The sequence below is a fragment of the Nostoc cf. edaphicum LEGE 07299 genome (assembly GCF_015207245.1).
Classification (GTDB): Bacteria; Cyanobacteriota; Cyanobacteriia; order Cyanobacteriales; family Nostocaceae; genus Nostoc; species Nostoc edaphicum_B.
Window position 1 is genome coordinate 1 of the sequence record NZ_JADEXF010000136.1, and the last position, 7,517, is coordinate 7,517.

General features: G+C 41.2%; 6 protein-coding genes. 5 read left to right on the plus strand and 1 reads right to left on the minus strand.

Annotation, left to right across the window (positions count from 1 at the left end; all coding sequences use genetic code 11):
- From IQ229_RS06005 to IQ229_RS06025, 5 genes are all read left to right on the plus strand, one after another.
- Nucleotides 1-661: alpha-ketoglutarate-dependent dioxygenase AlkB family protein (locus IQ229_RS06005; protein ID WP_228013214.1), on the plus strand; the 661-nt coding region annotated here is incomplete at its 5' end.
- 397 nt (nt 662-1,058) lie between these two features.
- A complete protein-coding gene (leuS, locus tag IQ229_RS06010) occupies nt 1,059-3,698 on the plus strand; it encodes a leucine--tRNA ligase (RefSeq protein ID WP_194042136.1) in 2,640 nt (879 codons plus the stop codon).
- 173 nt (nt 3,699-3,871) lie between these two features.
- Nucleotides 3,872-4,198 carry a DUF433 domain-containing protein gene (locus IQ229_RS06015; RefSeq protein ID WP_194042138.1) on the plus strand — a complete coding sequence of 109 codons (327 nt, stop codon included), beginning with the start codon at nt 3,872-3,874 and terminating at the stop codon, nt 4,196-4,198.
- 3 nt (nt 4,199-4,201) lie between these two features.
- On the plus strand, nt 4,202-4,543 hold the full coding sequence (locus IQ229_RS06020; RefSeq protein WP_194042140.1) for a DUF5615 family PIN-like protein: 342 nt from the start codon (nt 4,202-4,204) through the stop codon (nt 4,541-4,543).
- A 1,224-nt stretch (nt 4,544-5,767) separates the two neighbouring features.
- The gene (locus IQ229_RS06025) at nt 5,768-6,922 is read left to right on the plus strand and encodes a pyridoxal-phosphate-dependent aminotransferase family protein (protein WP_194042142.1); all 1,155 of its coding nucleotides are present in this window, start codon (nt 5,768-5,770) and stop codon (nt 6,920-6,922) included.
- A 340-nt stretch (nt 6,923-7,262) separates the two neighbouring features.
- Here the strand turns inward: IQ229_RS06025 and IQ229_RS06030 are convergent, their stop codons facing one another.
- Nucleotides 7,263-7,490: a DUF2949 domain-containing protein gene (locus IQ229_RS06030; RefSeq protein WP_012410503.1), complete on the minus strand. Its 228-nt coding sequence runs from the start codon at nt 7,488-7,490 to the stop codon at nt 7,263-7,265.
- Between the last annotated feature and the right edge of the window lie 27 nt (nt 7,491-7,517).

Sequence of the window (7,517 nt, forward strand, 5' to 3'; positions counted from 1 at the left end):
TAGTAATGCAATTCAGGGAGACTTATTTTCCGGGTTTGACTCCGTTGTAGATGAGTCAATTGAGAGTAGGGATAAAGAAGTTTTATCTATGCCAGATGCAGAGGTTACTTTCTATCGAAATTTTTTCAATCAGCAAGAAAGCGATGAGCTTTTTCAAACCTTGCTTAACGAAATAAAATGGCGACAAGACAAGATGAAGATTTATGGTAAGGAGGTAAACTTACCAAGAAAAACTGCTTGGTATGGAAATAGAAATATATCATATAAATTCTCAGGTATTCATCTTGATCCAGAACCTTGGATACCTACGCTGCTAAAAGTAAAAGAGAAAGTTGACGAGATTGCAAAAGTTAACTTTAACAGCGTCTTACTGAATCTTTACCGAGATGGAAACGATGGAATTTCCTGGCACACAGATGCTGAACCAGAGCTAGGGAATAATCCAGTAATTGGTTCTGTTAGCTTTGGCGGAGCAAGAAGGTTTATGTTTAGGCATAAACATAATCAGGATTTAAAAACAGAAATTGAGTTAATAGATGGCAGCTTCCTTCTCATGGCAGGTGCAACACAGCATTTTTGGCAGCATCAAATCCCCAAGACATCGAAGCGGGTTAAACCAAGAATCAATTTAACTTTCAGGGTAATTAATCATTCTTGTTGATGGGATTTAGAAACACAGACAATAACTAACTGATATTATGGTACTTTATGGCATCCTCTACTGTAGGGGATTTTTTCTGTCTGTTCATAATGGTTAGAGATACTCTGATTTGTATCTAAAATGCCCTTTAAGCGGCTAGTGGTAAGGCAATGAGAATAGTAAAAATGGATAAATTATACAGAAAAATAGCTAGGATTATTATGGTGTAAGCATTGTGGTAGATTTAAAATACTATTTCAATAACTTTAGGCAACTAAAGGAGATAGAAAGATAATGACAAGGAAGTGAGCATTTGTTGAGCATTGTTCCTTGATACGAAAATAGACTTATAGTTCAGGTTAAAATGCTGAAAACAAGTGTTTCGAGTATTATTTGAGCATTCATTATAGAAATAAAGATGGCTGAAAGCACTAATTTTTCTTTATCTAGATATAACCCAGCAGCGATTGAGGAAAAATGGCAAAAAACATGGGTGGAACTTGGCTTAGATAAAACACCGACAGTTAGCAATAAGCCAAAATTCTACGCTCTTTCCATGTTCCCTTATCCATCGGGCAGCCTACACATGGGTCACGTCCGTAATTATACAATTACCGATGTGATTGCCCGCCTCAAGCGAATGCAAGGGTATCGGGTAATACACCCAATGGGTTGGGATGCCTTTGGCTTGCCAGCAGAAAACGCCGCCATTGACCGTGGTGTACCGCCAGCAAACTGGACTTATCAGAATATGGCTCAGATGCGGCAACAATTGCAGCGTCTTGGTTTATCCATTGATTGGGAATGCGAACTTGCTACCTGTTCGCCAGATTATTACAAGTGGACACAATGGATTTTCTTGCAGTTTTTGCAAGCAGGGTTAGCTTATCAAAAAGAAGCAGCTGTAAACTGGGACCCTATCGATCAAACTGTACTGGCAAATGAGCAAGTTGATAACGAAGGACGTTCTTGGCGGAGTGGGGCAATAGTTGAGCGCAAATTATTACGCCAGTGGTTTTTCAAGATTACCGACTACGCCGAAGAATTGCTCAATGACTTACATAAATTGACAGGTTGGCCGGAACGGGTCACGTCAATGCAGGCAAACTGGATTGGCAAATCTACAGGTGCTTACTTGGAATTTCCCATCATTGGGATAGATGAAAAAATTGGCGTGTACACCACACGCCCAGATACCGTTTATGGTGTCAGCTACTTGGTATTAGCACCAGAACATCCTTTAACAAAACGCGTCACCACAAAAGAACAACAAGCAGCAGTAGAAGCCTTGATTAAAGAGGTTTCCCATCAAAGTGAGTTGGAACGTACCGCTGAAGATAAACCGAAGCAGGGTATCCCCACAGGTGGTAAGGCAATTAACCCATTTACAGGGGAAAAAGTGCCGATTTGGATTGCTGACTATGTACTGTATGAGTATGGTACTGGAGCCGTGATGGGTGTACCAGCACACGATGTTCGGGATTTTAAGTTTGCCAAAAATTACGATTTGCCGACTGATTTTGTCATCGTTTCCTCAGATGATGTTGCAGGTTTTGACTTGACTCCAACATCAGAGGTGGATGAAGTCACTCAACTCATCCAAATTGAATATAACCATGCATATACTGAACCAGGAATTTTAATTAATTCTGGGGCTTTTACTGGTATGTCTTCCACAGATGCTAAACAAGCAATAATTGAATACGCCGAAAAACAAGGTTTTGGTAAAGTGCGGGTGCAATATCGCTTGCGGGATTGGTTAATTTCGCGGCAGCGTTACTGGGGCGCACCGATACCTGTAATTCACTGTCCCAACTGTGGGATAGTACCAGTTCCTGATAAAGATTTGCCAGTGCAGTTGCCAGAAGAGGTGGAATTTACTGGACGTGGCGGTTCACCTTTAACTCAGTTGGAAAGCTGGGTAAATGTGCCTTGTCCGACTTGTGGCACTCCAGCGAAGCGGGAAACCGACACGATGGATACTTTTATTGATTCCTCGTGGTATTACTTACGCTTCCCTGACGCTAAGAATGAACAACAAGTTTTCGATTCTAGTAAAATAAACGACTGGATGCCAGTTGACCAGTATGTGGGTGGGATTGAACACGCGATTTTACATTTGTTGTATTCGCGGTTCTTTACTAAGGTTCTGCGTGACAGAGGCTTGTTAAATTTTGACGAACCTTTCCAACGCCTGTTAACGCAAGGTATGGTGCAGGGTTTAACTTATCTAAATCCTAATAAGGGTGGTAAAGATAAATGGATTCCTTCTAATCTGGTAAATTCAGCCGACCCGCGCGACCCCCAGACAGGTGAACCGTTGCAACGTCTCTATGCCACCATGTCTAAATCAAAGGGCAACGGTGTAGCGCCAGAAGATGTAATTTCCAAATATGGTGTAGATACAGCGCGGATGTTCATCTTGTTCAAAGCGCCGCCAGAAAAAGATTTGGAATGGGATGAAGCCGACGTGGAAGGACAATTCCGCTTTTTAAATCGGGTTTGGCGTTTGGTGACAGATTATATTGCGGCTGGGGTATCCCGTAAAAAAGCCCAATCTGATTTAACTAAAGCAGAAAAAGAATTGCGGCGGGCGATTCACACAGCGATTCAAGCAGTGACAGAAGACGTGGAAGACGAATATCAATTCAACACAGCTATTTCAGAATTGATGAAGTTGAGCAACGCCCTAACTGATGCTGACGGCAAAAATTCACCAATTTACGCAGAAAGTATTCGGACTTTGGTGGTATTACTAGCACCCTTTGCACCACACATTGCTGATGAATTGTGGCATTTATTGGGTGAAAGTAATTCAGTTCACACTCAAACTTGGCCGTCATTTGACCCGGCTGCTTTGGTAGCTGATGAAATTACTTTAGTAATTCAAATTATGGGCAAAACTCGCGGCTCGATTCAAGTACCAGCACAAGCAGATAAAGCAGCGTTGGAGAAATATGCCCGTGAATCAGAAATTGCCCAACGTTACATCGAAGGTAAGGAGATTAAAAAGGTAATTGTCGTGCCTGGAAAGTTGGTGAATTTTGTAGTTAGCTAAATACAGTTTTGTGTAAAATCGTGGCGAATTGAGGGTTGGAATTTTAACGCAAAGTGGCGCAGAGGGAAGCGCAGAGGTACGCAGAGAATTCGCTATGAATTAATTAAATGTTGTACTTAGCAATCGATAAAACTGTAAATATAGCCTGACAAAACACCAGAGGATTTACATCCGTGACACTCAAAGAGTTAGAACAACAACTTCTTGCCCTCAGTCCTGGTGAAAAATTGCAGGCTATACAGTTATTGGCTCAAAGTCTCGGCAACCATTGGCAAGGAATTGAAAAAACTCCTAGAGTCTGTGGTGGAGAGGCTTGCATCGCTAAAACTCGTATTCCTGTTTGGGTACTTGTGGAAGCTCGCCGTCTTGGATATAGTGATGCTGACCTTTTGACGAGCTATCCAACTATTACAGCTACAGATTTAGCTAATGCTTGGGTATATGCAGAAGCTCATCCCGATGAAATCGAATTGGCAATTGAGCGTAATGAGGTAGCCTAATCGATGGCACGGTTTTACGCAGATGAGCAGTTTCTCTTTCCAGTTGTGAAATTATTACGCGCTTTGGGACATGATGTTTTGACAGTTCAAGAGGCAGAAAATGCAGACCAAGGTATACCTGATGAGGAAGTGCTAGCATTTGCCATAAGTCAAGAACGCTCAATATTAACTATCAACAGAGTTGATTTTATCCGTTTGCATCGTCGTGATTCTAACCACTTCGGTATTTTTGTTTGCACGAATAATCGTAATTGGGAACAATTTGCAGCACGGATAGATGAGGCTGTGGCAACAGAAGAACCTTTGCAAGGAAAACTAATTTGTGTGGTACGTCCAGTAACTTAGAAACCTTTTGATGGAACGCGCAAATGCTAAAGTCGTCAAGTATATGTTGCAACAATTTTTATAGCAGTAGTTTCCTTCTCCACTATATGTGTATTCAGAAACATTTGAAATTATTGTCCAGAGAGTAGGACTGTTTTATTTATACACAAAAAAGCGCTTGAGAGTTTTGCTCACTCAAGCGCTTTTCCGTAAAAGCTTATACCAACTCACTCGTTTGATGCAACATTTGAAATCTGCAACACTCCCTGAGGAGAGAGTATTACGGGGATAACTTGTGACAAACATGTGGTGAAATGGTATCACTCCTTGCACTAACTAAGAATATCTCTTTTACAAGAATACCGGGGATCTAGTGAGTGACAGTTTATGAACTGAACACTAGTTAAAAACGACTCACCGTGAATAGTAACTAAGGAGACTAAGCACGATTGTAGCAATTTTGTAAGTATAGTATAAAAACTTATAGTTTATTAGCATAGGCGTAGCCTGCCGTCGGCATCGCTTACCACTAAGTGCAGTATCAAAAAGTGCAGCAATTAGTAGCATAGATATCTCAACTTCTGCGTCAAATTAGTCGCTATCAAATCAGCCAGAAAAGGCTTGGATATTGGCATCAAAGCGATTTTGACTTAAAAATAAATCATAGATGAAGGTATTTTTTAGACAATGGAAACCCAAGAACAAATCTTTGACACAAATAGATTGAAAATTTTGGGTTGGGTATTTTCTATCTCTTAGCAAACGGTGACATCCAATTCTTCCGTATAGTGTAGGAGGTTACTTCTTTCATGGAAGCAAAACACAACTTTTTCACCGACAATTACCGCGATGCTCAAAACGATTTCGCGCTTTTCTATAAAAACAACTGAGGTGGATTATGGGTAGATTTTAATAATTTATCGTACCTATGCCTCATCTAGATAGATGTTTCATGCTTGGCTAAAATAGCTGTTTGCCTATGAGCAGACACCTTAACCTGGCGTCTAGGTGTGTGGTAAGATTGCCTGGAACAAAGGTTTTATCTGAGTTGGAGTCTGGTATAAATTGCAAAGGTCAAGCTGACCGATCGTTAACTCCCACGATACTTTTCCTATGAATTTGGAAAATATACAACAAAGCTGGTGACAATCTGAGTGGAATGTATAGATGAATATCTAGGATTTGCTATCAGATTTAACCAACTTTCCACAATTTTGACTTTTATTTGACTTTTAGGATAGACACATGAACGATAAGCTGATGCTGATGATTCCAGGCCCTACACCGGTGCCAGAAGCTGCCTTACTGGCATTAGCCAAGCATCCGATTGGGCACCGTACTAGTGAATTTAGCAACATATTGGCAGAGGTGACAGAAAATCTCAAGTGGCTGCACCAAACTCAAAGTGATGTGCTGACGCTGAATGTCAGTGGTACGGGTGCTGTAGAAGCGGGAATAATTAATTTTCTTTCTCCAGGCGATCGCATTTTAGTTGGTTCTAATGGTAAATTTGGCGAACGCTGGGTAGAAGTTGGCCAAGCCTACGGTTTGAATGTAGAAGAAGTTAAGGTGGAATGGGGAAAACCCTTAGACCCCGCAGTATTTGCGGAAAAACTCCAAGCAGATACTCAAAAGCAAATCAAAGCTGTAATCATTACCCATAGCGAAACCTCGACGGGTGTGTTGAATGACCTAGAAACAATCAACCGCCACGTTAAAGAACACGGTGAAGCTTTAATTATCGTTGATGCCGTCACGAGCTTGGGTGCATTCAATCTACCTGTGGATGCTTGGGGTTTGGATATAGTCGCCTCCGGTTCCCAAAAAGGTTATATGATTCCACCGGGATTGGGTTTTGTCTCTGTCAGTGCCAAAGCTTGGGAAGCTTATAAAACTGCGAAGCTACCGAAATATTATTTGGATTTAGGCAAATATCGCAAAGCCACAGCCAAAAATACAACTCCATTTACTCCCCCTGTGAACTTGATCGTAGCGTTACACACCACGTTGCGAATCATGAAAGAGGAAGGCTTGGAATCAGTATTTGCTCGACATGAACGGCTGAAAAATGCCACCCGCGCCGCCATAAAAGGGTTAAATTTACCCCTGCTTGCAGCAGATAATTCCGCTAGTCCGGCGATTACAGCTGTAGCACCACAAGGAATTGAACCGGATAAGATTCGGTCATTGATGAAAAAACGCTTTGATATTGCCCTTGCTGGTGGTCAAGACCATTTGAGCAATAAGATTTTCCGTATTGGTCACTTGGGTTTTGTGAGCGATCGCGATATCCTTAGCTGCATAGCATCCTTAGAAGTTACCCTCACAGAACTTGGCTACGAAGACTTTACTCCTGGTTCTGGTATAGCAGCAGCAGTTAAAGTGTTTACTCAGTCCTGAGTACTAAATCAAAAGAGCGAGTTAAATTATCAACTCGCTCTTTTAATTTGTATATAGAGTAGAAACCGTCAGAGTCAAGAGAGCTATATCTCAACCTTTGCATAAGGTAGAGTTGATGTGGCATACCTCAATTCTCCTAAATGACACCCAGTTGCCCTAGATAGTATTATTTGCTTTGAAAAAAGTCGCACTGTATCTTTGACACCAAACAAGAATAACTTTGGCAACTTAGTATCATACCAAATTGGCATCAATAATATTGTTTAGGATTCTGCTAATAGGCATTTGGTAAAAATTTTTAATCCAAAGTCTAAAATCTCCAATCCAAAATTGGTATAATCTACGCCGTCTCCAGCCAATCATAAATTTGTTCTAATTGCTCTAGAGTAATCAACCCATATTGCCAAAGAATCATTGCCAAAGGGCCTGGGTCTTGCTCCCGATGACGAAGCGCCACTGCTAGTGATGCTGTGGAAATCGCCAAATCTTCTTGCAAAAAATGAATCAGTCGAGAATATTTTGATGGTGACATTTGTATCTCACCTCCTTGTGCAGAATGTATTGTCATATATCAGTTCACCATTACTCGGTAGAC